The sequence below is a fragment of the Microbacterium sp. CGR1 genome, assembly GCF_051062835.1.
Classification (GTDB): Bacteria; Actinomycetota; Actinomycetes; order Actinomycetales; family Microbacteriaceae; genus Microbacterium.
Window position 1 is genome coordinate 188,285 of sequence record NZ_JAOTPG010000002.1, and the last position, 23,205, is coordinate 211,489.

Genomic DNA, 23,205 nt, shown 5'->3' on the forward strand with positions numbered 1-23,205 from the left:
CGGTGCGACAGCCCACCAGCCTATTCCTGTGAACCAGCTGACCGCAAGAGAGATTCCCGATTCAGCGAACTCCTGCTTCTCGCGCCAGCAGACTCGCCTTCACATCGAGGCCCCAGGCGAAGCCTCCGAGGGTGCCGTCGGTGCGCAGCACACGATGGCACGGCACGAAGAGAGCCGGGGCGTTGCGCGCGCAGATCGATGCCGCGGCACGGACAGCACGGGGATTTCCGAGGCGTGCGGCGAAAGACGTGTACGTCAGCGGCTCCCCCGGCTCGATCTCCCGCAGCGCCGACCATCCGGCGAGCTGCAGCATCGTGCCGGTCTGCGTCACCGCGACCGCATCGATCGCAGAGACATCTCCTGCGTAGAAGGCGCGCACCGCGGCTGCCGCATCGGTCTCGCTCTCGCTGACCTCCGCCGGACGCGCGGCGGCCGAGAGACGCCCGACGATCGCTTCCTGGTCGGCGCTCCATCCGGAGGCGAGAACCCGCTGCCGGTCGTCAGCGAGGATCGTGAAGGGGCCGTCGGGGGTGTCGAGGGTCTGGATCAGAGCGGTCATGGCTTCTCCTTCGAAACGGCAGTCGCGACAGCGGTCGCGTTCTTGGTCGTGGATGCTCGCGTCGGTCGCGGCGGCGCCGCGCGCCAGAGGTGTGCACTGAGGTAGCTGCGCCACGGCGCTGCTCGCTCGGCCCAGGCCACCAGGGGCACCGGATCGCCGGGCAGCCCGGAGGCTGCGGACCCCGCGCGCAGCGCAACATCACCGGGGAGCAAGATATCGGGGTCGCCGAGCACGCGCATCCGCACGTAGTCGGCCGTCCAGGGGCCGATGCCGGGCATCGCGAGCAGGGCCGCCCGCTGCTGGGCACCATCGTCGCCGACCGTGAGCGGGAGCGAGCCGTCGGCGAGCGCGGATGCTGCCCCGACGATGGCACGGATGCGCGCACCCGGGCCTCGGAGCACCTCGGCGCCGTGCTCGGCGATCGCCGACATCGTGGGAAACAGCAGACCGCGCTCGGTCCGCTCCCCCAGCGCATCGGCGAGTGCCGACAGCGCGGTCCGTGCGGCGACGACGGTGATCTGCTGGCCGATCATCGCCCGGATCAGCATCTCGTGCGGATCCGCGGCCCCGGGCACGCGGATGCCGGGCGTGCGGGCCACGAGAGGAGCGATCTCGGGATGCGCACTCAGCGCCTCGTCGACCGCGAGCGGGTCGGCATCGAGATCGAAGATGCGCCGAGCGGTGGAGACGAGCGGGGCGAGGTCGCCGAGCTGTGTCACCCGTGCGCGCAGGTGGAGGCGCGCGGTCGCATCCTGACTCACCTCGAACCAGGCAGGACCTCCGGCCATCCGCAGGTGCCGGGAGAACGACGTGTCCGTCACCTCTTCGACACCGGTCACGGCGCGCGCAGCCATCCACTGGAAGATCCCGGATGCGTCGAGTGGCCCGCGATAGGGCAGGACGAGGTCGATCGCCCCGGGGACGGCGGACGCCGGCATCCGCCGTCGCGCCCTGAGCTCACCCGGCGTCAGCCCGAACACCTCGCGGATCGTGTCATTGCACTGCCGGATGCTTGCGAAGCCCGCCGAGAACGCGACGTCGGAGACCGGCATGTCGGTGCCGACCAGCAGCATCCGCGCGGTGTGGGCGCGGTGCGCCCTGGCGAGGGCGAGAGGACCCGCGCCGAGCTCGGTGGACAGCAGCCGAGTGAGGTGGCGTGTGGAGTATCCGAGGCGCTGCGCGAGACCCGACACCCCCTCGCGCTCGACCACGCCCGAGGCGATCAGGCGCATCGCGCGGGCGGCGACGTCGCTGCGCAGATCCCAGGCCGGCGAGCCGGGAGCCGCCTCGGGGAGGCAGCGCTTGCAGGCGCGGAACCCGGCTTCATGGGCCGCGGCGCTGGTCGGATAGAACGTGACGTTCTGCGGCTTGGGCGTACGCGCGGGGCAGCTCGGCCGGCAGTAGATGCCGGTGGATCGCACGGCCGTGACGAACTGGCCGTCGAAGCGGGTGTCTCGCGCACTGATCGCACGATACCGCTCGTCAAAGTCGGTCACGGGGAAGCTCATGCCTCCACTCTGTCACGCCCCACAGACCCCGACTGGCGGAAATCGGACATCGCAGTGGACACCTGCGTGTCGCACTCTGCACCCGGTCCTCGAACGACGAGGCCCCCTCCCGCTGAGTAGAGCAGAAGGGGGCCTCATCGACGATCGGCTCGGAACCGAACGCCGATCAGTGGAAGAAGTGACGCTCTCCGGTGAAGAACATCGTGACGCCGGCCTTGCGCGCAGCGTCCACGACCTCTTCATCGCGCACCGATCCGCCGGGCTGCACGATGGCCGTGACGCCCGCATCGATGAGCACCTGAGCGCCGTCGGCGAACGGGAAGAACGCGTCGGACGATGCGACGGAGCCTGCGGCCCGGTCACCTGCACGCTCGACCGCGAGGCGGCACGAGTCGACGCGGTTGACCTGGCCCATGCCGACGCCGACCGTGGCGTTGTCCTTCGCGAGGACGATCGCGTTCGACTTCACGGCGCGGCAGGCCTTCCACGCGAAGATGAGGTTCTCCATCTCCTCGTCGCTCGGACGCTCACCCGAGACGAGCTCCCAGTTCTTCGCGACCGAGACGATGTCGTCGGGGAACCGGTCGGCATCCTGCAGCAGCAGGCCGCCGGAGACGAGGCGCACATCCATGCGCTCCTGCTGCCAGTCCTCGGGAAGCTGCAGCAGACGCAGGTTCTTCTTCGCCTTGAAGACCTCGAGGGCTGCCGGCTCGAACGACGGCGCGACGATGACCTCGGTGAAGATGTCCTTCAGGTTCTCGGCCATCTTGAGCGTCACGGTGCCGTTCGCGGCGATGACTCCGCCGTACGCCGACACCGGGTCGCACTCGTGGGCGCGGATGTGCGCGCTCGCGATCGGGTCGAGGGCGTTGGGAGCGGTGGTCGCGATGCCGCAGGGGTTCGCATGCTTGATGATCGCGACGGCGGGCTTGACCATGTCGTAGGCGGCGCGCAGCGCGGCATCCGCGTCGACGTAGTTGTTGTACGACATCTCCTTGCCCTGGAGCTGCGTGGCCTGGGCGATGCCGTGACCGCCGACGCGCGTGTAGATCGCGCCGCGCTGGTGCGAGTTCTCGCCGTAGCGCAGCGTCGCGAGGCGCTCGGCCTGGATCGTCAGGTGGGTCGGCAGGTCCTCCCCCTCACCGAGCGTGCCCTCGGCGAACCAGGCGGCGACCGCCGTGTCGTAGGCGGCCGTGTGCGCGAACGCGCGCGCTGCGAGCTCGCGGCGCTGGGTGAGCGTCGTGCCACCGCTCTCGATGGCGCTGATGATCCCGGGGTACGACTGCGGCGAGACGACGATCGCGACGTTCGCGTGGTTCTTCGCCGCGGCACGCACCATGGCAGGGCCGCCGATGTCGATCTGCTCGACGACGTCGTCGCCCTCGGCGCCTGAGGCCACAGTCTCGACGAACGGGTAGAGGTTCACGACGACGAGCTCGAACGGCTCGATGTCGAGGTCGGCGAGCTGGCGCTCGTGGTCCTCGAGACGAAGGTCGGCGAGCAGACCGCCGTGGATCTTCGGGTGCAGCGTCTTCACGCGGCCGTCGAGCATCTCGGCGACACCGGTGACGGCGGCGACGTCGGTCACCTCGAACCCGGCCTCGCGGATGGTCGACGCGGTCGAGCCGGTCGAGACGATCTGCACGCCGGCGTCGGACAGGGAATTGGCGAGCACGAGCAGATCGGTCTTGTCGCTGACCGAGACGAGTGCGCGGCGCACCGGGACGGTGTCGCGATCGCGGTACAGCGAGTGGTCGTGGCGGGGGCCGGCCATGATGGGCTCCTTCGTGCGAGGGTGGCGTGCGTGGTTCGGTTCAGGTGGCTGAGGACAGCGAGAGCTCGCCGGTCGCGATGCGGCGCACCACGTCGATGAGCAGTCGGCGTTCGACGGGCTTGATGCGCTCGTGCAGGGTGTGCTCGGTGTCGCCGTCGAGGACCGCCACCCGCTCCTGCGCCAGGATCGGGCCGGTGTCGACGCCGTCGTCGACGACGATCACGCTGGCGCCCGTCTCGGAGACGCCCGCGGCGAGCGCGTCGCGCACGCCGTGAGCTCCGGGGAACTCGGGCAGGTACGCGGGATGCGTGTTGATCAGGCGCGGCGCGAGGCTCGCGACCAGTGATGCCGGCAGCAGTCGCATCAGGCCGCTGAGGACGACGAGGTCGGCGTTCCAGACGGCGAGCTGTCGTCCGAGCTCTTCACCCCACGCGTCGCGCGACTCGTGCTCATGCCACGGAACCGTGAAGCTCGGGATGCCGAACTCCTCGGCGTGAGCGAGTCCGTCGGCTTCGCGATCGGCACCGACGACCACCACCCGCGCAGGAAAATCGGGGTGACGAGCGGCCTCGAGGAGGGCGCGAAGGTTCGAGCCGGCGCCCGAGATGAGAACGGCGACCGTGAGCACGCGCCCAGTCTACCGGGGCGGGGGCGACGCCCCGACCTGCGTGTCAGCGCAGCGGATCGTCGGGGTCGCGCTTCGGCAGCCGGAAGCCACCGTCGTCGCCGAGCGGTGCGGTGTCGAATGCGGAGGGCGAACCCGGCCACGTCGTCGCGGCGGGCACGCGATCCGTCGAGTCGTCGAAGGCGAGGTCGGATGCGGTCATCTCGGCGACCCATCGATCGGTGCGCTCTTCGGCGAGCTCGTCGCGGTGTCGCGGCGAGAGCAACAGGATCGCTGCGCCGAGCAGCACCTCACCGCCCAGTGCGAGAGCGAACGGCAGCACCGCGGGTCCTGCGTCGGCGAGCCGCCCCGGGCCCATCGATCCGCCCGCCAGCAGGGCCGCCAGCGCGGCGACCACGGCCGTCAGCACCCCGATGCCGCCGGCGATCGCCGCCCGCGGTCCGGTGCCGAGAGGGGTGCCCTCCCACACGAGGCGGGACCGCACGGCCCATCCGGCGAAGGCTCCGGCGCCGATCGGGAGGAGGATCACGATCAGCATCCACATCGATGTGCTCTCGGGCAGCAGCCCGAGCACCGGGATGCCCGGCACGACCCCGAGCTGCGTGCCGGCCGGAGACACGGCTGTGCCGACACCCACCGCGAACCCCGGCCCGGCGAGCCAGGATGCCGCCCAGACGATGATCGTCGGCAGATACGCAAGGTGTCCCAGCGTGATGACTCCCGCCCCGAGGGCGTCGACACGCGCGGCCTGGAACAGCGCGACGACCTCGCCGCCGCGGGTCAGCGTCATGAGGGCCACCGCGAGAGCGGAGACGGCGGTCACTCCGACGAGGGCGAAGGCCGCTCCGCGCACCGCAGCACTCGGCACAGGGCCCCAGTCTGCCCAGGAGTCGACCACGTCGTGCACCCGATCGAGGAACCCGCCGTCGCCGTCCTCCCACGCGATGCGCACGGCACCGCAGACCGCGCCCACGAGGTAGACGGCGGTCGGCAGGAGGATCGCCGGCACCAGAGCGGTCTGGGCGGCCGAGAGGGTCGAGGTCAGCGCCACGCCGGTCGCGATGATCCCGAAGGTCAGCGCACCCGAGAGTGCGCCGAGCAGCCACGCGCCCGCGCGCGCCGCACGCGCTCCTGACCGTGCCGCGAACAGCAGAGTGAAGAGCAGGAAGGCGAGCGGGGTGACCGAGAGAGTGAAGGCGGCGGCGTCCGGAGCGATGCCCGTCGCACGCAGGACGTCGGCTGTGACGTCGACGTCCAGGGGCACGCCGTGACCGAACTGCCACAGGGTCCCCGTGAGCGGCCAGAGGGCGCCCCAGTCGGCCGTGACGCCGAACGCGAGCGTCCAGAGCAGCGTGAGCGGCGCCAGCAGGACCACGAGACCGACCGCCGCGGCGATGGCGGCATCGAAGGCGGCGAGGAGCGCGACGAGGAGGCGTTGCATATCGAATCGAGACTACGACGAGAACCCTGTCGTCGCCTGGGGGCGCGCGCGACTCGGGCGACACGATATCGTCTCCAGCGGAGGTTTCCCGATGACAACTGCCCCATCCCCCACCCCGTCCAAGGCCGAACCCACGAGCGCCTTGGACCGCTTCTTCGAGATCAGCAAGCGCGGATCCACGATCGGCACCGAGATCCGAGGGGGTCTGGTGACCTTCGTCACGATGGCCTACATCGTGATCCTCAATCCGATCATCCTGTCGACGCCCGACGTCGACGGCAACACCCTCGCCGGCACCGCCGTGGCCGCCGCCACCGCTCTGACCGCCGGTGTGATGACGATCCTGTTCGGTCTGATCACCCGTCTGCCGTTCGCCTTCGCCGCCGGCCTCGGCATCAACGCGTTCATCGCCTTCTCGGTGGTCGGCACGGTGACCTGGCCCGAGGCCATGGCCCTCGTGATGATCAACGGTGTGATCATCGTCCTCCTCGCGGCCACCGGGCTGCGGAAGATGATCTTCGACGCCGTCCCCGTGCAGCTCAAGCTCGCGATCACCGTCGGCATCGGTCTGTTCATCGCCTTCATCGGCTTCGTGAACGCCGGCTTCGTCACCGCCACCGGCAACGCCTCGCCGCCGGTCGACCTCGGCATCGGCGGCTCTGTCGCATCGATCCCGACCCTACTCTTCGTGATCACGCTCCTGCTCGGCGGCGTGCTCACCGCGCTGCACGTGAAGGGCGCGATCCTCATCGCGCTCGTCGGCGGAACCGTGCTCGGCGCGATCGCCAACCTGATCTGGCCGTTCGGTCTCGACTTCGGCTTCACCGGCGCGATCGTCGGGCTTCCCGACCTCAGCCTCATCGGTCAGGTCGACTTCGGATTCGACCTGCAGAAGGTCAGCGTCGTCGCCCTCGTGATGTTCGTCTTCACCCTGCTGTTCTCGAACTTCTTCGACGCGATGGGCACGATGACGGGCCTGGCGAAGGAGGCCGACCTGGCCGACGAGAAGGGCGACTTCCCCCGGATCAAGTCGGCTCTGATCGTCGAGGGCATCGGCGCGATCGCCGGTGGTGGCACCTCGTCGTCGTCGGCCACCGTGTTCGTCGAGTCCGGCGCCGGCATCGGCGAGGGCGCACGCACCGGTTTCGCCACCGTCATCACGGGTGCGATGTTCCTCGTCGCGATGTTCTTCACGCCGCTCACCTCGCTCGTACCCGGTGCGGTCGCGGCCGCCGCTCTCGTGCTGGTCGGTGCGCTCATGCTCGCCCAGATCAAGAACATCGATCTGAGCGACTTCCGGGTGCTGCTGCCGGTGTTCCTGACCGCGACCGTGATGCCGATGACGTACTCGATCGCCAACGGCATCGGCGCGGGCTTCATCAGCTGGATCGTCGTGAACGCGTTCTCCGGCCGGGCCAAGACCATTCACCCGCTGCTGTGGGCGGTCGGTGTCGGCTTCGTGATCTTCTTCGCCCGCGGGCCGATCGAAGCACTGTTCGGCGTCGCCTGAACGACGAGAGAACATCAGAGGGGCGGATGCGACTCGCATCCGCCCCTCTGTCGTCTGCCGGACCCGTGGCGCCGCCCCTCGCGCAGTGCTAGACCGGAAGCACCCGAGGAGAGCAGGCACCGATGTCCGCGTCCACCGTTCCCGTCCGACACGTCACCGACGGCGGGCTGGAGACCGATCTGATCTTCCACCACGGCATCGATCTTCCCGACTTCGCCGCTTTCGTGCTTCTCGATGATGACGATGGCCGACGAACGCTGAGGGAGTACTACCTCGGCTATGTCGAGATCGCCCGCATTCACGACGCCGCGCTGCGCCTCGAGACGGCCACCTGGCGAGCGAGCGCCGACTGGGGTGCTCGGCTCGGGTACGACGCCGACGCGCTGCGCCGGATCAACGTCGACGCGGTGAGGTTGCTGCAGCAGATCGCCGCGGAATCGGATCTGGCGGCAGTACGGATCGTGGGGATGCTCGGTCCGCGGGGCGACGGATATCGTTCGGGAGCGTGGGACCCGATCACCGGGCCCGACGACGCCTATCGCTATCACCGTGACCAGGTCCGCGCTCTCGCCGACGCCGGCGTGGATGGGATCGCGGCCTACACGCTCACCGATGCCGCCGAAGCGCGCGGCATCATCCGCGCGGCGCGCGAGGCCGGCGTGGATGTCGAGATCTCGTTCACCGTCGAGACCGATGGGCTGCTCGCGTCGGGTCGCACTCTCGCCGCGACGGTCGCCGAGGTCGACGCGGCGGAGGCCCCGGACGGCTACTTCCTCAACTGCGCGCACCCCGACCACTTCGACCGGGCTCTGGATGCCGAGACGGCTCGACGTATCATCGGCATCCGCCCCAATGCGTCCCGCCTCTCGCACGCCGAACTCGACGAGTCCGAGACCCTCGACGACGGCGACCCCGTCGAGCTGGCCGAGCGTGTGACCGCGCTCCTCGAGCGGATGCCGTCGGTACGGGTCATCGGAGGATGCTGCGGAACCGACTCACGGCACGTCGCGGCGATGTGGGAGCGACTCGCCCCGCAGTGATGACCACGCCTGGTGCCGCCTCAGCGGATCGGGTTCAACCCGAATGGCGGCGGCGCGTCCGGGGCGAGGAGCCGGCGGTATCGCGAGAGCCGTGCCTCGAAGACGATGCTGACCACGATGAACGGCAGCGGCGCGAGGAACCAGATGAGACCGTAGCCGCCTGTCAGGCTCATGACCACGGTCACCGCCACCCACAGGCCGGCCAGAACCCAGAAGGCGGACGCGAACAGTCGGCCCCGGCGAAGGAACGTCGTGCCGGTCTGGCGTGAATCCGTGCCCGACGACGCGCGCACAACGAGATCGTCCGTCCATCCGATGCCATTCCACCATCGGAGGATCGACGGGGTGAGCGAGATCGCGTACCAGCCCACGGAAGGAGCCGGAGAGGGGATCACCATGCGAACCGCGAATTGGGCCACTCGGTGATCTCTGCTCCGCTCAGAACGCCCGTGAGGGTGTCGGCTCGTGATTGCGACGCCGGCGAGGTGAGCAGCATGCCGATCGCCGACACGATGACGCCGATGACGCCGATCACGAGTCCGACGATCGCTCCGACGCCGGTCACACCTGTCGCCAGCGTGACAGCGACACCCGCGACCGAGACGCAGTATCCGACGGTCGCGAGAAGGTTCTCGGAGTACCAGGAGTCCTGCGACGAGGCGCTGTCTCGCAGCACGCGGATGAGCGCATCGATCGGCGCGACGAGGTCGGACACCTGGTCGCGCTGCTCGTAGAAGGCCTCCGAGTAACGGTCGACGATGGGCGAATCCCATGCGGCGTCCTTCAGTCCGTCCATCTCGGAGATGTCGGCGTCGTCCTCGAGTCCTGAGAAAGCGGCACGGACTCCGGCTTCGAGACGAGTCGCCTCTTCGCGCAGCTGCGTCGGCATCCCCCACTTCGCGACCTCGTCACGCATGAAGTTCACCGACTCGCGGAGGACCGTGAGCTGGATCGTCACCGTGGTGAGTGCGGCTTCGTATGCGGCATCCTTCGCCCAGTCCGGGTAGGGAACGCCCATGAACTCGAGCCGATCGGCGGCATCGCGAAGCACTCCGGGCAGGATCCGCTCGAGGTCCGCGATGCCGGAGAGCGTGTCGTCGAGGACGCGGATGATCTCGCGTCCGAGGGCTTCGGGATGCATCAGGACCCCGCTCTCTCGACGATGGCCTCGGTCTGCGCCTCGGCCTCCTCGTACGCGGAGGCGACCTCATCGAGTCGATCCGCGATCGCCTGCATCGCCCTGGACCCGGCGCTCACCTCTCGGCGGAGATGCCCCAGCTTGGCGATGTAGTCGGCGCGCACCTGCTCGAAGCCGGGCTGGTCAGAGAAGGCCCAGGGATCGAGAGTCGACGCGAGGCCGCCGTCTTCCGCGGTGAGTCTTGACGACCAATCCATCCATCTGGCCACGTCAGAACGCAGCGCGCTGACATCGACCGCGAATCCGTCACCCATCAGCGTCCTCCCTGTCGAATGCCGCGTTCACCCGCGACTTCACCGCTGCTTCCATCTCGTCCAGAGTCGCCGTCGCATACCATCCCGCATCGAAGTGGACGGCGTCGAGACGACCGAGCCGCATACTGACCGCCACGTCCGGAGCAGGATAGGTCCGTACGTCCCCGAAGAGGTCAGCGATGTGCAGGTCCTTCGCGATCTGCACGGGGCTCTGACCTTCGCGGTACCGGCTCAGCATCTCCGGTGTGCCCTCGACGGCTGCTGACCGCGGGGTCCGGTCGATCGCGGTCTGGATGGCGTGGGTGACCGAGGCTGCGAGTTCGAAGACACCGGGAGCTGTCAGCCCCGATGCGATGCGGATCGTGGAGATCCTGGAGCCGTCGGCTGACGATACCTCGACGGTCGCCGTGCTCACCTGCGAGAGCCCCTTGATCACCTGACTCTCGATGTCCGCCATGGCAGCGCGATAGTCGACGATCGAATCCGTGTAGCGACGCTGCAGCGCTTCGAGTCGCTCACGTCGCGACGACGCGTTCGCATCCCCCACCGACGGCCCCTCGCTCATTCCACCCCGCAGAGGTCTCGGAGCCGCTGCTCCGTGGATATGTAGATCTCCAGGACGTCCCCCAACGCGGCGATCATGCGTTCGAGCTCCTCTCGACGCACCTCGCCGTCCTCTGCCCACGCCTGCTGAGCGATCCGGAACGCCTCGGCGGCGTCGCCCTCCCACAGCTGAAGCAGATACTGCGACTCGGTGTCAAAGGTCTGGAGCGAGAGATTCAGATCGGAGAGGTCCGTGATGAGGCCGTCGATCGCAAGCTGAATACCGTCGAAGTCGACCTCGATTGTCCCCGCCACGTGATCGACGGTAGCAGATCGTCCATCGTATGGATCAAATCGATCCCGCCCGGGCATGAAAGAAGGCCCCGGAGTGGAGTCCAGGGCCTTCTCTTCAATCATAGCGCTTAGAGCGACTCGACGATCTCACGCATCAGAGCGGCGGTCTCGGACGGCGTCTTGCCGACCTTGACACCGGCGGCCTCGAGGGCCTCCTTCTTCGCCTGAGCGGTACCGGCGGAGCCGGAGACGATCGCACCGGCGTGACCCATGGTCTTACCCTCGGGGGCCGTGAAGCCCGCGACGTAGCCGACGACCGGCTTGGTGACGTGCGCCTTGATGTAGTCGGCCGCGCGCTCTTCGGCGTCGCCACCGATCTCACCGATCATCACGATCGCCTTGGTCTCGGGGTCGGCCTCGAATGCGGCGAGCGCGTCGATGTGCGTCGTGCCGATGACGGGGTCGCCGCCGATGCCGATGGCGGTCGAGAAGCCCAGGTCGCGCAGCTCGAACATCATCTGGTACGTCAGGGTGCCCGACTTCGACACGAGGCCGATCGGGCCCTTGCCGGTGATGTTCGCCGGCGTGATGCCGACGAGCGCCTCACCGGGGGTGATGATGCCAGGGCAGTTCGGCCCGATGATGCGGGTCGTGTTGCCCTTGCTCTGCGCGTAGGCCCACGCCTCGGCCGAGTCGCCCACGGGCACACCCTCGGTGATGACGACGAGCAGCGGGATCTCGGCGTCGATGGCCTCGATCATCGCGTCCTTCGTGAACGCACCCGGCACGAAGGCGATCGACACGTCTGCGCCGGTCTCCTTCATGGCCTCGGCGACCGAGGCGAAGACGGGGAGCTCGACGGCGTTGCCGTCCTTGTCGGTGTGCGAGACCGTGGTGCCGGCCTTGCGGGCGTTCACGCCACCGACGACCTGGGTGCCGGCCTTCAGCATGAGTGCCGTGTGCTTGGTGCCCTCGCCGCCGGTGATGCCCTGGACGATGACCTTGGAGTCCTTGTTGAGGTAGATCGACATTTCTCTAGTCCTTGTGTCTCAGGCGTTTGCGAGCTCGGCGGCCTTGTCGGCGCCCTCGTCCATGGTGCTGGCGAGCGTGACGAGCGGGTGCGCGTACTCGGCGAGGATCGCGCGACCCTCGTCGACGCGGTTGCCGTCGAGGCGCACGACGAGCGGCTTGGAGGCCGCGCTGCCGAGGGTCTCGAGAGCGCCCTTGATTCCGTTGGCGACGGCGTCGCACGCCGTGATGCCTCCGAAGACGTTGACGAACACGCTCTTGACCTGCGGGTCGCCGAGGATGACGTCGAGGCCTGCGGCCATGACCTCAGCCGAGGCGCCGCCGCCGATGTCGAGGAAGTTGGCGGGCTTGACGCCATTGTGGTTCTCACCGGCGTAGGCGACGACATCGAGCGTCGACATGACGAGTCCTGCACCGTTGCCGATGATTCCGACCTCGCCGTCGAGCTTGACGTAATTCAGGCCGCTCTTCTTGGCCTTGGCCTCGAGCGGGTCGGCTGCGTCCTTGTCTTCGAGCGCCTCGTGCTCCGGGTGACGGATCTCGGAGGCGTTGTCGTCGAGCGTGACCTTGCCGTCGAGGGCGATGATGTCGCCCTCTTCGGTGCGGACCAGCGGGTTGACCTCGACGAGAGTCGCGTCTTCGCCCTTGTAGACGTCGAAGAGCTTGACGAAGACGTCGGAGACCTTCTCGATCAGGTCTTCGGGGAAGTTCGCGGCGCGAGCGATCTCGACCGCCTTCTGCTTGTCGATGCCCGTCAGCGGGTTGACCTCGACGCGCGCGAGCGCCTCGGGACGCTCGACCGCGAGCTCTTCGATCTCCATACCGCCCTCGACCGAGCAGAGGCTCAGGTACGAACGGTTGGCGCGATCGAGCAGCACGGAGAAGTAGAACTCCTCGGCGATGCGCGCGCCCTGCGCGACCATGACGCGCTTGACGATGTGGCCCTTGATGTCGAGACCGAGGATCGTCTTCGCGGCCTCGTATGCCTCTTCGGGGGTCTTCGCGACCTTGACGCCGCCCGCCTTGCCGCGACCGCCGGTCTTGACCTGGGCCTTGACGACGACGACGCCGCCGATCTTCTCAGCGGCTGCCTTCACCTCCTCAGGGGTGTCGGCGACGATGCCGGCGAGGACCGGCACTCCGTACTTCTCGAAAACGTCTCGTGCCTGGTACTCGTACAGATCCACTGTGGTTCCTTCACTGGGCTGCTGTCTGGTAATTCTCTCGATGTCGAGACATCGACCAGTCGCCCAGCCTACTACCTCGAACTGAACGCTCCCGGCGGCGCAAGGGCCGCCGGGAGCGCATATCGGTATGGAGACGGGGTCAGCCGAGCGTGTCGCGGCTGCCCGCCTGGGCGGATCGCGACCGGGGCCCGGCTTCCTCGTCGTCTTCGAGCTTGGGGGCGATCGGGCCGCCGAGACCGGAGCGGTCGCGGCGCTTCTCGTCGTCTCCGGCTGCTCCGCCCATCATGCCCGGCGCCATCGAGCGGCCACCTGCACCTGCCGTCGTTCCCCCGGCAGCACCGGTCGCCGAGCCGGATGCCGAGCCTGCTGCTCCGAGCCCGCCGGGGCCGGTTGCACCGCCCATGCCGAGCAGTCCGCGACCGGCCGTGGCCGCACCTGCACCGCTTCCGCCACCGCCGAACAGACCTGCGCCGCCCGCACCATTGAGCGACGCCGAGCGTGCACCCATGAGCGCCGCGGCTCCTGCGCCGCCCACGACCGCCGCGCCGAGCGTGCCCGAACCGCCGGCGAGCAGACCTCCGCCGCCACCGCCACCACCGATTCCGATGCCGGGGTATCCGGGCAGGGTGCCGCCGTTCGGCGAGTCGACGGTGGGGTCGGAGCCGCCGTTGCCGCCCGAACCACCGTTGTCACCGTTGTCCCAGCCGTTGTCCCCGATGGTGCCGGTGTTACCGCCACCCGAGCCGCCGTTGCCACCGTTGACCCAGCCGCCGTCGCCGCCACCGCCGGGAACCCACGTGCCGACCTGTGGCGGAGCCACGCTGCCGACGCCGGTTCCGCCCGGCGACGTGCCGGGACCGCCCGAGGGTCCGTTGCTGCCGACGGGAGGGACGCGGGAATCGATCCCATCGACGTCGATGACGGGCGGCGGTATCGAGCCCGGCCTGTCGTTGAAGTCGGGGACTGTTGCGAACACCTGAGCTTCTGTGACCAAGGATGAACGTATTCTCTGCAACTCCTTCATTGCTGCGGTCTCGCGCTCGGCGGCGAGACGCGCCTCCTCGCGGGCAACGGCCTCACCAGTGTCGAGCACACCCCAACCGTCGGTGATGCCAGAAAGATTACGGCCTGTGTCTGCGAGGAATCCGTCAGCGGACGCGGACGGCAAGTTCCGTAGCGCATCAGAGGCCTCACCCGATGCCGTCTCGGTCGATGTCCTGAGAGAGGTTCGGAGCTTCTCGAGCGTGGTCTCGATGGTGCCCGCGTTCTCCTCCATCCGATCAAGCAAGTTGTCAGCGGCGCCTGCGGAGTCACCGCTCCACCCGGGGATCGCCCTGACTGACGCGATCGCCCTGCGCAGTTCCTGAACAGCGAGCACCCGCGCCTCGAGTTGCGGATCCGTGAAAGCAGGCATTGAGGTGAGAGCCCGAAGCTCGTCCTCGAACATCGTCGGCGTGCAAATGTTGGGGTTATACATCTCGAAGCCCTCGGGCCTTTCTCTTGTTCGATATCAAGATGATCGCCAGACCCGCGGCGACGATTACGACCACGACTCCGCCGATCGCCCACGGCAGAGCTGAAGGCCCGTCCGGTTCCACTGCTGAAGGAGTATCCGATGGCTCCGGCGTCGAGTAAACCTCGTCAAACGTCGGCTCTTGTCCGTCCTTGAATAATGGGTTCTCATCCGGATACTGCGACGGGTTCTCCTCGAGCAGCCTTGTCGCATTTACCACACCGTGGCCGAGTCTGTTCGACCACTGGAGCTCGTGAGGATTCGATCCGGTGTTGCGAATCAGCGACTGCAGTAGCTGAGGCGCCGTCGCCTCGGGCCACTTCTGCGAGGCGAGGGCGAGCAGTCCGGCGACAACCGGAGTCGCGGCGGAGCTTCCCGACCAGGCGGACATGCCCCATGTCCCGTCCCAGCCCACGCCTGCGATGTCGATGCCAGGCGCCACAAGATCGACGTCGTCGTTGATCATTTCGCCCCCGGCCTTGTTCTTTGCCGGCTGGGCCGACGCATCCACCGACGCCACGTTGATCACGCCGTTAGTCGTCATCAGCTCCGGGATGGTCGACGAGTCTCCGTTGGGGAGAGCGGTGACGATGATTACGCCGGCCCGAAGCGCCGCAGTCACGCTATCGACCGTGGGTTCCGACAACTCATCGGCCAGTCGGGATACGGCCCCGGACATCGTCACGATGTCGGCGCCCTGAGCCACGGCGTCGTCCAACGCCTCGGCGTAGTTGTTTCCCGTGCACCCGTCCTGGAGCAGCCCGTAGTAGAGGATCCGCGCTCCCGGAGCGATACCGACTGGGCCCACTCCGGTGTCCGACCGACCGTTCCCGACGATGAGAGACGTCACCGAAGTCCCATGAGCGACGGAATCGAGATCATGCTGATCGAACGCGGTGGGATCGGGGCACTCGGCGACCGGCCGAACTTCAATGTCCGCGTCCTCAAGGGTCGCTGTATCGAGGTTCAGCTTGTTGTCGAAGACAGCAATAGTCAAGCCGTCCCCGGTGATGCCCGCATCGTGGATGGCGGGCACTCGCATTGCGTCCAGATACCAGAGCGGACCGGCCGACGAAAAGTCCTGCGCTGCAGCCGCTCCCGGCAGTGTGACTGTCACGAGCACGGCCGCGAACGCAATCGAAGCGGATATCCTCCGATGCATCAATAACCACCCGACTCGGAGTCGTCTCCTTCTGACGTCGAGTCGGCTGTTTCAGCAGGTACCGATGTCTCCTGCAACTGCGTTGTCGATGTCAGAGTGGGGTCATCGACGATCGCGGCGATCTGAGAGAGAGTCGAAGAGAGGTTCTCCTCGGACTGCTGCTTTTCGTCGAGCAACGCGCTCAGTGCGTCGCGAAAAGCCGCGGTGTCAGCCGCTAGCAGGCCGATCATGCGCTCGGCCTCAGCGGTGTACGCCGCCGCGGAATCAAGATAGGACGTGGTCGTATTGGTGCGAAGACCATCGATCTCGGTCGCCCGAGTACCTACGCCTGCACCCTCAATGCTCTTGACGAGCGTGTGGATGTTCTCGAGCATCTGCTCGAAGTCAGCACCGATCTGCGCTGCCATGATCTTCCCCTCCGTCAGGGACGCCAGCGCGTCCCACCCTCCGACGACCCATGATAGACGACGTCATCGACGGTGCACAGAACTCGTTGGCACCGAAGCGTTCTTCTCCCGGTCTCCTGCGTCGACAGCACCTCCGCGTCTTCTGCCGATGACGACGATGAGCGTCACCACAACGAGGCCCACGACCGCCCCACCACCTGCGAGCACCCACGGCAGCACCCCCGGCCTCGTGCCGTTCTGCGCGTCCGCTGCGTCGGGCGCAGACGACTCCGGTGCCGAGTAGACCTCGTCGAACGTCGGCGCCTGCCCGTCTGTGAACAGCGGATTCTCGTCCGGATACTGCGACACATCCTCCGTGATCATGCGGGTTGCATTCACAATGCCGTATCCCAATCGATCTGACCACTGCAGCTCGTGCGGCTTGGAACCCGTGTTGTGGATCACGGATTGCAGGAGCTGTGAAGCGGTTGCCTCCGGCCACCTCTCCTTGGCAAGGGCGAGTACACCGGCCACGATCGGGGTCGCCGCTGAATTTCCGGACCACGCCGACATGCCCCACGAGGCGTCGAATCCGACACCTGCGACGTCTATTCCGGGTGCGACGACATCGACATCGTCGTTGCGCATATCCGACCCGTCCGTCTCCTCCGCCGGTTGGGCGGTGGCGTCGACGGACGCAACATTCAACACGCCGTTGATCGTGGCCAATTCGAATTGCCACGCTGTGTCCCGGTTCGGAAGTCCCGCGACGACTATCACTCCCGCTCGCAGGGCGGCGGCCACGCTGTCGACAGAGGCCTGCGCAAGTTCGTCGGCCAGTCGATTCGGCCCTCCCGACATGGTCACGATGTCTGCTCCCTGAGCGACCGCGTCGTCAAGCGCTGCAGGGAACGGATTTCCCTCGCACGACTCCTGCAGCACTCCGTAGTAGAGGATGCGGGCTGCAGGCGCGATTCCGACGGGCCCCTCCCCACTGTCAGACGTGCCATTTCCGACGATCAGCGACGCGACCGACGTGCCGTGCTTCAGCGACTCAAAATCACTTCCCTCCGCCGCAAGTGGGTCCGGGCAACCCTCGGCTTGGTGAACCTCGATATCCGCGTCCGCGAGAGTGGGTACATCGAGATCAAGCGCGCCGTCGAACACCGCGATCGTCACACCCTCCCCCGTGATCCCCGCGTCGTGGATCGCCTGGATCTTCATCGCATCCATGTACCAGAGCGGCCCACCGCCCGAAAAGTCCTGCGCCGCCGCCGCACTCGGCACCAACACGACACCCAGCGCACACACCACCGCGGCAACCCGAGCAGACCATCTACGCAGCACCATCGCCACCCCCGTCCCCACGTCCACGCCCTCTCCGGAAGACGACGATGAGCGTCACCGCCACGACGACCACGACCGCCCCACCACCTGCAAGCACCCACGGCAGCACTCCCGGCCCGGCGCCGGCCTGCGCATCCGCAACCTCGGACGCATCCGGCTCCGGCACCGGCACCGAATAGACCTCGTCGAACGTCGGCGCCTGACCGTCGGTGAACAGAGGATTCTCGTCGGGGTACTGGGACGGGTCCTCCTGCACCAACCGGGTCGCATTCGCGATCCCGTGGCCGAAGGTGCTGGTCCATTCGAGCTCATGCGGAGTCGATCCCGTGTTCCGGATCAACGACTGCAAGAGCTGGGATGCGGTGGCGTCCGGCCACTTCTCTTTCGCGAGCGCCAGTAGTCCCGCGACGATGGGGGTGGCGGCCGAGTTCCCCGACCACACTGACATCCCCCAGGTGCCGTCCCACCCGAGTCCCGCCATATCGACCCCCGGAGCGACGATGTCGACATCATCGTTCGTCATGGGTGAGCCGTCACGTCGTGGGGCCGCGTGCGCCGCGGCGTCCACCGAAGCGACGTTCACGACGCCGTTGACCTTGCCGAGCTCGACCTCCCACGCGGAGTCGGCATTCGGAAGCGCGCCCACGATCAACACCCCCGCTCGCAGGGCGTCAGCCGCCGCCTCGGCGGTGGGCTGTGCCAGCTCGTCCGCCAGACGCGAGGATCCTCCTGACATCGAGACGATGTCAGCACCCTGCGCGACAGCGTCGGCGACCGCAGCCGGGAAGGCGTTGCCGTCGCAGGAATCCTGGAGCGCCCCGTAGTAGAGGATCCGTGCGTCGGGGGCGATCCCCGCAGGTCCAGCGCCACTATCCGATGTTCCGTTCCCGACGATCAGTGACGTGACGGAAGTGCCGTGGCTTGACGTCTCGAACGCCGTCGGCACCGATGCGGCCGGATCAGGGCACTGCTCAAGCTGCCGCACCTCAATGTCGGCACCCTGCAGTGTCGCGACATCCGGGCTGAGACCGGCATCGAGCACCGCGATCGTCACGCCCTCCCCCGTGATCCCCGCGTCGTGGATCGCCTGAATCTTCATCGCATCCATGTACCAGAGCGGCCCACCGCCCGAGAAGTCCTGCGCCGCCGCCGCACTCGGCACCAGCACGACTCCCAGCGCACACACCACCGCGGCAACCCGAGCCGTCCATCTACGCAGCACCATCATCACTCATCCCCCCTGGACGCATACCCGCTCATCGTAGACGCAGCGTCTGCGGTGCTCGAAGCCGAGGTCTAGGCTCGTCCCATGCACGAATCCGCAGAACTGCGCACCGGCGTCGTGGCCGCTGCACTCGAGCTCTTCGCATCGCAGGGCTTCGACCAGACCTCCGTCGAGCAGATCGCGAAGGCCGCGGGGGTCTCGCGTTCGACGTTCTTCCGCCAGTTCGGCGGCAAGGAGGATGTCGTCTTCGCCGACCACGAGGTGCTCCTCGAGCAGCTGCGGTCATTCCTCGCCGAGGGGCACGACGACCCCTGGGGCGCGGTGTGCGCGGCATCCGAGTCGGTCTTCGCCCACTTCGCTCACGACCCCGAGCTCGCGCGTCGCCGCTATCAGATCGTCCGTCAGGTGCCGGTGCTCCGCGAGCGCGAGATCATCACGGTGTTCCGCTACGAGCGGCTGTTCGACGACTATCTGCGCAGCTCGCTTCCCGGCATCGATCCTCTGGACGCGGTCGGGTTCTCGGCCCTCGTCACCGCCGTGCACAACCATGTTCTGCGCCAGCTGCTGCGCGGCAAGAAGAAGGTGCCGCTCTCGACGCTGCAGACTGCTCTCGCCGACGTCCGCCGCCGATACGGCGTGCCCTCGGAAGCTGTCGCCGAGGCGCCGGATGACGTCGTCGTCGCCGTGTTCCCTCGTTCGATGCCGATCGCCGAGGTCACCCGGCGTCTGCGCACGCAGCTCGACTGAGTCGCCACCGGGCAGACTCGCAACCGGACTGAGGCGCAGCCTCTCCGACTCCGCGCGGGCTCCGCCGCATCCGGAGTCGTGGAACCGAGTATCGAGGGGTACGATACTTGGTGCCACGAAGGAGTCACCATGAGCACCGCAGCCTCCCCCTTCCCCGGCGAGCGCGTCTCGTCGTACGACATCACCGGACGACAGGACAGCGACTACTACGCCGTCTTCGCCGACATCCCCGACGCCGACCGCTCCGCCTGGGACCGCGCGAAGGCGTACATCGACGAGGTCGGGCCGCAGATGGCGGATGCCTGGGACCGCGCCGAGTACCCTCTCGACGCCGCCCGCCGCATGGGCGAGATGGATCTCGTCGTCGACGGCATCGAGCATCCGTCACTCACCCGACTCTCGCCCCTCGCCGCCGGCCTCGTGAACATGGAGATCTCGCGCGGCGACGGGTCGCTCGGCACCGTGCTCGCCGTACAGGGCGGTCTGGCGCTGCGCACCCTCGCGCTCTTCGGTTCGGATGAGCAGCAGGACAAGTGGCTGACCTCTCTCGCCGACGGGTCGGTCTTCGGTTCCTTCGCCCTCACCGAGCCCGACCATGGGTCGGACTCCGTCTCGCTCGAGACCGTGGCCAGGCGCGACGGCGACGAATGGGTCATCCGCGGCGCGAAGAAGTGGATCGGCAACGGTGCCTCGGGCGGCATCACCTTCGTGTGGGCCCGCGTCGACGATGAGACCGCGGTAGAGCACGGCGCCGTGCGCTGCTTCCTCGTCGAGCAGGAGACACCCGGATACACGGGGACGCCGATCCGCGGCAAGGCGTCGCTGCGCGCCATCCACCAGGCGCACATCGTCTTCGACGACGTGCGCGTGCCGCTGGACTCCGTGCTGCCGGGGACGAAGAGCTTCAAGGACGCGTCGATCGTGCTGTACGCGACCCGCTCGGGCGTGGCCTGGTCAGCGCTCGGACACGCGACCGCCTGCTACGAGGCCGCCCTCGCCTACTCGAAGGAGCGCATCCAGTTCGGCAAGCCGCTGGCGAAATTCCAGATGGTGCAGGAGCGACTCACCCACATGCTCGAGGACCTCACCGCGATGCAGCTCTACTGCCGCCGCCTCGCCGACCTCGAGACCGCGGGCGAACTGCGCCCCACGCAGGCGTCCCTGGCGAAGTTCCACAACACGCGTGCCGCACGGCGCGTAGCGTCCGTCGCCCGCGATCTGCTCGGCGGCAACGGCATCCTGCTCGAGAACGGCGTGATGCAGCACATGGCCGACATCGAAGCGATCCACACCTATGAGGGCACCGAGAGCGTGCAGGCTCTGCTGCTCGGACGCGACATCACCGGGATGAGCGCCTTCGCCTGACCGGCTGGGCGGATCCGACCATCAGGTGTCGGGGTGCTCGGCGACCCCGACCGCATCGGACTCGGGCGTGAACCTCTGGGCGCCGATCACCGAGAGGAGCCTCAGCTTCTCCTGGCTCTCGCTTCCCGGCGCAGCCGTGTAGACGAGAAGCGCGTGCGACTGCTCCGGGTCGACGAGCGTCTGACACGAGAGATCGAGACGCCCGAGCTCGGGGTGGATGAACCGCTTGGTGCCCGGCGGACGGAGCCCGACCTCGTGTCGCTCCCAGAGAAGCTCGAACTCCTCGCTGCGGGACAGCAGGAGCTCGACGTAGCGCGCGGCACGTGAACCCGGCCCCCGAAGGGTGGCGATCTCTCGCAGTCCAGACACCCACAGTCGTGAGAGGAACTCATGGTCGTCGGGGTCGTATCCCTGCCGTGCCGTCGGGTCGGTGAACCAGCGGTACCCGATGCTGCGGGCGGGCCCCTGCAGACGGGTCAGATCCCCGACGAGAGCGACGCCGAGCGCGCTTTGGCGCAGCGTCTCCCCGAGTTCGGTGACCACCTCGGCAGGTGTGTCGTCCTGCAGCCTGTCGAAGATCCGCAGCATCCCGGGGCTCACATGCTCGCTCTCGGCACCTCGCGGTGGCGGCGTGTGGCCGGCCAGGGCGAAGAGGTGGTCGCGCTCGGCCAGCGAGAGGTGGAGCCCCTGAGCGATCGAGGCGACCATCTGCTCGGAGGGTTGAGGGCCTCGCTCCTGCTCGATCCGCGCGTAGTAGTCGGTCGACATATGGCTGAGCGCAGCCGCCTCCTCCCGACGAAGCCCGCTCGTGCGACGGCGCTCCCCACGCGGCAGCCCGACATCCTCTGGTTGCAGCGCCTCGCGGCGTGCGCGCAAGAACTCCGCGAGCCCCCGTCTGTCTATCGCCATGCGCCGCCTCCCCTCGTCGTATCCGTTGTACCAGTGGACCCGGTGATCGATCCATGGATCGACGATCCCTGGATGCCCACCCGTGCGTCGCGAGAGCATCGACGTCGACAGAGAAGAGGGCGGACATGCCGCGAAAGAACACAGACCTGGTCATCCCCGCGCAGCACGGTGCCAGAGCGGTGGTCACCGGCGCCAGCGACGGCATAGGCCTCGGCATCGCGAGCCGGCTCGCCGCTGCGGGCGCGGAGGTCATCCTGCCGGTGCGCAACCGAGAGAAGGGCGACGCGGCGATCGCACGGATCCGCCGTACGGTGCCGGACGCGTCCCTGTCGCTGCGTGATCTCGACCTCGCATCCCTCGAGTCCGTCGCCTCCCTCGCTGCGAACCTGCGCGAGGAGGGCACGCCGATCGGCATCCTCATCAACAATGCGGGAGTGATGACGCCGCCCACCAGGCGCACGACTTCGGACGGATTCGAGCTGCAGTTCGGCGCGAATCACCTGGGACACTTCGCACTCGTGGGTGGGCTGCTGCCGCTCCTCATCGAAGGGAAGGCGCGCGTCGTCTCGCAGATCAGCGTCGCTGCCGACAGCGGCGCGATCAATTGGGACGATCTGCAATGGGAGCGCTCGTACAACGGGATGCGCGCCTACAGCCAGTCGAAGATCGCCTTCGGGCTGTTCGGGCTCGAACTCGACAGGCGGAGCAGGGCCGAGGGGTGGGGAATCCGCAGCCTGCTCTCGCACCCCGGGGTCGCGCCGACGAATCTGCTGGCTGCGCAACCCGAGCTCGGACGGTCGACGCAGACGACAGCGCGGCGTGTCATCGACGCTCTGTCACGCCGAGGCCTCCTCTTCGGGACGGCCGAGACCGCGGGCCTGCCGGCTCTGTACGCCGCGACAGCTGCGGATGCCGTCGGCGGAGGCTTCTACGGCCCGTCGGGCCTCGGCCACCTGGGTGGCCGACCAGGGCCGCAGAAGCCCTACTCGCGGCTGCGCGACGACGCGGCAGCCGCCCGCATCTGGCAGATCTCCGAGGAGCTCACCGGGGTGACGGCGCGCCTCGCGTGATCAGTCGCAGCCGCAGCCCCCGGCGGGCGTCTTCACCATGAAGCAGACGTCGCACACGCCATAGTCGCGCTCGACGAACTTGGGGGTGCGCTGGACCTTCGGCGCCGCGGCGGCGCGCGGGGTGGTCGACCGCTTGGCCTTGACCGGCGCGATCGGGCGGAACTCGCTCGGGTGCGTCACATAGAAGTACGGTGCGCGGCCTTCGCTCGGCTGCAGACGCAGGGGCGTCGAGCCGATGACGACGACCTCGTCTTGCGTGAAGCCGTTGGTGTAGGTCTTGCCGATGTGCAGCGCAGCGCCCTCACCACGGCGGATCGCCTCGATGTAGCGGCCGCGGTCGATGTAGGAGGAGATGCCGATGGCATCCGTGATCGCCGCGATGAACTCGTGGTTCGCTTCGGCGATGCGGTGCGCGCGCAGCGCCTCCGCGAGGGTTCGGTACGGACGGGAGTTGCCGGTGGGGGTCGGGCCCTGAACTTCATTCATTTCTTCAAGGATCTCACGCCTGAGCATGGAAGA

The 23,205-nt window shown here is 67.9% G+C and carries 24 protein-coding genes; 5 read left to right on the forward strand and 19 right to left on the reverse strand.

Annotated features, from left to right (window positions below; all coding sequences use genetic code 11):
* Positions 1–61 precede the first annotated feature (61 nt).
* The 5 genes from OD997_RS15820 to OD997_RS15840 form a co-directional block, all read right to left on the reverse strand.
* Positions 62–559 carry a methylated-DNA--[protein]-cysteine S-methyltransferase gene (locus OD997_RS15820; RefSeq protein ID WP_434332540.1) on the reverse strand — a complete coding sequence of 166 codons (498 nt, stop codon included), beginning with the start codon at positions 557–559 and terminating at the stop codon, positions 62–64.
* Positions 556–2,067: a DNA-3-methyladenine glycosylase 2 family protein gene (locus tag OD997_RS15825; protein WP_434332541.1), complete on the reverse strand. Its 1,512-nt coding sequence runs from the start codon at positions 2,065–2,067 to the stop codon at positions 556–558. The genes OD997_RS15820 and OD997_RS15825 overlap by 4 nt, the downstream gene beginning before the upstream one ends.
* 166 nt (positions 2,068–2,233) lie before the next feature.
* Positions 2,234–3,841, reverse strand: a complete 1,608-nt coding sequence (gene purH, locus OD997_RS15830; protein ID WP_434332542.1) for a bifunctional phosphoribosylaminoimidazolecarboxamide formyltransferase/IMP cyclohydrolase — start codon at positions 3,839–3,841, stop codon at positions 2,234–2,236.
* A 40-nt stretch (positions 3,842–3,881) separates the two neighbouring features.
* Positions 3,882–4,469, reverse strand: a complete 588-nt coding sequence (gene purN / locus OD997_RS15835) for a phosphoribosylglycinamide formyltransferase (protein ID WP_434332543.1) — start codon at positions 4,467–4,469, stop codon at positions 3,882–3,884.
* 43 nt (positions 4,470–4,512) lie between these two features.
* Positions 4,513–5,907: a cell division protein PerM gene (locus tag OD997_RS15840; RefSeq protein WP_434332544.1), complete on the reverse strand. Its 1,395-nt coding sequence runs from the start codon at positions 5,905–5,907 to the stop codon at positions 4,513–4,515.
* Between the two features lie 91 nt (positions 5,908–5,998).
* On the opposite strand from OD997_RS15840, the gene OD997_RS15845 reads away from it, so the two are divergent.
* Both OD997_RS15845 and OD997_RS15850 read left to right on the forward strand, forming a co-directional pair.
* A complete protein-coding gene (locus tag OD997_RS15845; RefSeq protein ID WP_434332545.1) occupies positions 5,999–7,417 on the forward strand; it encodes an NCS2 family permease in 1,419 nt (472 codons plus the stop codon).
* A 122-nt stretch (positions 7,418–7,539) separates the two neighbouring features.
* The gene (locus tag OD997_RS15850; protein ID WP_434332546.1) at positions 7,540–8,457 is read left to right on the forward strand and encodes a homocysteine S-methyltransferase family protein; all 918 of its coding nucleotides are present in this window, start codon (positions 7,540–7,542) and stop codon (positions 8,455–8,457) included.
* Positions 8,458–8,477: 20 nt separating this feature from the next.
* Here OD997_RS15850 and OD997_RS15855 read toward each other — a convergent pair whose 3' ends face one another.
* From OD997_RS15855 to OD997_RS15910, 12 genes are all read right to left on the reverse strand, one after another.
* Positions 8,478–8,855: a DUF2510 domain-containing protein gene (locus OD997_RS15855; RefSeq protein WP_434332547.1), complete on the reverse strand. Its 378-nt coding sequence runs from the start codon at positions 8,853–8,855 to the stop codon at positions 8,478–8,480.
* Positions 8,849–9,598, reverse strand: a complete 750-nt coding sequence (locus tag OD997_RS15860) for a hypothetical protein (RefSeq protein WP_434332548.1) — start codon at positions 9,596–9,598, stop codon at positions 8,849–8,851. Before OD997_RS15860 ends, OD997_RS15855 begins: the two co-directional genes overlap by 7 nt.
* Positions 9,598–9,909 carry a hypothetical protein gene (locus OD997_RS15865; RefSeq protein ID WP_434332549.1) on the reverse strand — a complete coding sequence of 104 codons (312 nt, stop codon included), beginning with the start codon at positions 9,907–9,909 and terminating at the stop codon, positions 9,598–9,600. The genes OD997_RS15860 and OD997_RS15865 overlap by 1 nt, the downstream gene beginning before the upstream one ends.
* Positions 9,902–10,456, reverse strand: a complete 555-nt coding sequence (locus tag OD997_RS15870) for a hypothetical protein (protein ID WP_434332550.1) — start codon at positions 10,454–10,456, stop codon at positions 9,902–9,904. The genes OD997_RS15865 and OD997_RS15870 overlap by 8 nt, the downstream gene beginning before the upstream one ends.
* Before the next feature lie 14 nt (positions 10,457–10,470).
* Entirely contained in the window at positions 10,471–10,767 is a 297-nt protein-coding gene (locus tag OD997_RS15875) for a WXG100 family type VII secretion target (RefSeq protein ID WP_434332551.1), read from the reverse strand.
* Between the two features lie 107 nt (positions 10,768–10,874).
* On the reverse strand, positions 10,875–11,777 hold the full coding sequence (gene sucD, locus OD997_RS15880) for a succinate--CoA ligase subunit alpha (RefSeq protein WP_056309120.1): 903 nt from the start codon (positions 11,775–11,777) through the stop codon (positions 10,875–10,877).
* An 18-nt stretch (positions 11,778–11,795) separates the two neighbouring features.
* Complete coding sequence (sucC, locus tag OD997_RS15885) at positions 11,796–12,962, reverse strand: ADP-forming succinate--CoA ligase subunit beta (RefSeq protein WP_434332552.1); 1,167 nt, start codon at positions 12,960–12,962, stop codon at positions 11,796–11,798.
* Positions 12,963–13,101: 139 nt separating this feature from the next.
* Positions 13,102–14,376 carry a hypothetical protein gene (locus OD997_RS15890; protein ID WP_434332553.1) on the reverse strand — a complete coding sequence of 425 codons (1,275 nt, stop codon included), beginning with the start codon at positions 14,374–14,376 and terminating at the stop codon, positions 13,102–13,104.
* A 55-nt stretch (positions 14,377–14,431) separates the two neighbouring features.
* Positions 14,432–15,511, reverse strand: coding sequence for a S8 family peptidase (locus tag OD997_RS15895; RefSeq protein ID WP_434332554.1), 1,080 nt, complete (start codon positions 15,509–15,511; stop codon positions 14,432–14,434).
* A gap of 125 nt (positions 15,512–15,636) precedes the next feature.
* Positions 15,637–16,044 (reverse strand): hypothetical protein, encoded by a 408-nt coding sequence (locus OD997_RS15900; protein WP_434332555.1) that lies wholly within the window; start codon positions 16,042–16,044, stop codon positions 15,637–15,639.
* Positions 16,045–16,107: 63 nt separating this feature from the next.
* Complete coding sequence (locus tag OD997_RS15905) at positions 16,108–17,256, reverse strand: S8 family peptidase (protein ID WP_434332556.1); 1,149 nt, start codon at positions 17,254–17,256, stop codon at positions 16,108–16,110.
* Positions 17,257–17,359: 103 nt separating this feature from the next.
* Complete coding sequence (locus OD997_RS15910) at positions 17,360–18,598, reverse strand: S8 family peptidase (RefSeq protein WP_434332557.1); 1,239 nt, start codon at positions 18,596–18,598, stop codon at positions 17,360–17,362.
* Positions 18,599–18,679: 81 nt separating this feature from the next.
* Here OD997_RS15910 and OD997_RS15915 point away from each other — a divergent pair, with 81 nt between their 5' ends.
* Both OD997_RS15915 and OD997_RS15920 read left to right on the forward strand, forming a co-directional pair.
* Positions 18,680–19,342, forward strand: coding sequence for a TetR/AcrR family transcriptional regulator (locus OD997_RS15915; protein ID WP_056508423.1), 663 nt, complete (start codon positions 18,680–18,682; stop codon positions 19,340–19,342).
* Between the two features lie 129 nt (positions 19,343–19,471).
* On the forward strand, positions 19,472–20,707 hold the full coding sequence (locus OD997_RS15920) for an acyl-CoA dehydrogenase family protein (RefSeq protein WP_434332558.1): 1,236 nt from the start codon (positions 19,472–19,474) through the stop codon (positions 20,705–20,707).
* Between the two features lie 21 nt (positions 20,708–20,728).
* Here OD997_RS15920 and OD997_RS15925 read toward each other — a convergent pair whose 3' ends face one another.
* Positions 20,729–21,616: a helix-turn-helix transcriptional regulator gene (locus OD997_RS15925; RefSeq protein WP_434332559.1), complete on the reverse strand. Its 888-nt coding sequence runs from the start codon at positions 21,614–21,616 to the stop codon at positions 20,729–20,731.
* Between the two features lie 125 nt (positions 21,617–21,741).
* Here OD997_RS15925 and OD997_RS15930 point away from each other — a divergent pair, with 125 nt between their 5' ends.
* Positions 21,742–22,686 (forward strand): SDR family oxidoreductase, encoded by a 945-nt coding sequence (locus OD997_RS15930; RefSeq protein WP_434332560.1) that lies wholly within the window; start codon positions 21,742–21,744, stop codon positions 22,684–22,686.
* Here the strand turns inward: OD997_RS15930 and OD997_RS15935 are convergent, their stop codons facing one another.
* A complete protein-coding gene (locus OD997_RS15935) occupies positions 22,687–23,172 on the reverse strand; it encodes a hypothetical protein (RefSeq protein ID WP_434332561.1) in 486 nt (161 codons plus the stop codon).
* Positions 23,173–23,205 lie beyond the last annotated feature (33 nt).